This window comes from Streptomyces sp. SID3343 (assembly GCF_009865215.1).
GTDB lineage: Bacteria > Actinomycetota > Actinomycetes > Streptomycetales > Streptomycetaceae > Embleya.
The window spans coordinates 1-1,567 of sequence record NZ_WWJX01001361.1; the positions used below are offsets into that span (position 1 = coordinate 1).

General features: G+C 71.6%; 1 protein-coding gene. It reads left to right on the forward strand.

Annotated features, from left to right (window positions below):
- Positions 1-63: 63 nt before the first annotated feature.
- Positions 64-1,567 (forward strand): L-glutamate gamma-semialdehyde dehydrogenase (gene pruA / locus GT354_RS42860; protein WP_161362309.1); only part of this gene is annotated, 1,504 nt, incomplete at its 3' end.

Below are 1,567 nucleotides of genomic sequence, written 5' to 3' on the forward strand. Positions count from 1 at the left end.
CCCACCGAACAAGAAACCCCACCGAACAAGAAACCCCACCGAACGAGAAACAGGAGTGCCGCCTTGGACGCTGTGACCCAGGTCCCCGCCCCGGTCAACGAGCCGGTGCACGACTACGCCCCCGGCACCCCCGCACGGGCCCGCCTCGAAGCGAAGCTCAAGGAACTGGCCGCGGCCCCCATCGAGCTGCCGATGACCATCGGCGGCGAGCGGCGGATGGGCGGCGGCGAGCACGTACACGTCGTCCAGCCGCACCACCACGGCGCCCGCCTGGGCACCTTCGCGCACGCCACCCGCCAGGACGGTCAGGACGCGATCGACGCGGCCCTCGCCGCCGCACCGGCCTGGCGCGACCTGTCGTTCGACGACCGCGCGGCGATCTTCCTCAAGGCCGCCGACCTGCTGGCCGGTCCGTGGCGCGAGACGATCGCCGCCGCGACGATGCTCGGGCAGGGCAAGACCGCCCAGCAGGCCGAGATCGACTCGCCGTGCGAACTGGTCGACTTCTGGCGCTTCAACGTGCACTTCGCGCGCCGGATCCTGGCCGAGCAGCCGATCAGCGGCGAGGGCGTGTGGAACCGCCTGGACCACCGGCCGCTCGAAGGCTTCGTGTACGCGATCACGCCGTTCAACTTCACCGCCATCGCCGGCAACCTGCCGACCGCGCCCGCCCTGATGGGCAACGTCGTGGTGTGGAAGCCGTCCCCGACCCAGACATTCTCCGCAGTGCTGCTGATGCGCCTGCTGGAAGAGGCCGGACTGCCGGCCGGCGTGATCAACCTGGTGACCGGCGACGGCATCGCGGTCTCCGACGCGGCGCTGACCCACCCCCAGCTCGCCGGCATCCACTTCACCGGCTCCACCGCCACCTTCCAGCACCTGTGGCGCACCGTCGGCGCGAACATCGCGGGCTACCGAAGCTACCCGCGCATCGTCGGCGAGACCGGCGGCAAGGACTTCGTGGTCGCCCACCCCAGCGCCGACCCGGCCGTGCTGCGCACCGCGCTCGTGCGCGGCGCGTTCGAGTACCAGGGGCAGAAGTGCTCCGCCGCGTCGCGCGCGTACCTCCCGCGCTCGCTGTGGGAGAGCGACTTCCGGGCCGACTTCCTCGCCACCGTCGACGGCCTCACCATGGGCGACGTCACCGACCTGAGCCACTTCATGGGCGCGGTCATCGACGACCGGGCGTTCGCCAAGAACAAGGCCGCGATCGACCGCGCGCACGCCGACCCGGCGATCGAGGTCGCCGCGGGCGGCACCTACGACGACACCGACGGCTGGTTCGTGCGCCCGACCGTGCTGGTGTCCGCCGACGCCGACCACGAGATCTTCCGCGACGAGTACTTCGGCCCGATCCTCGCGGTGCACGTGTACGAGGACGACGCCTACGACGCGATGCTCGCGCAGATGGAATCGGTGTCCGCGTACGGCCTCACCGGCGCCGTCATCGCGCAGGACCGCGCCGCGGTCGCGCACACCGCGCACGTGCTGCGCTACGCGGCCGGCAACTTCTACGTCAACGACCGGCCCACGGGCGCGGTCGTGGGGCAGCAGCCGTTCGGCGGCG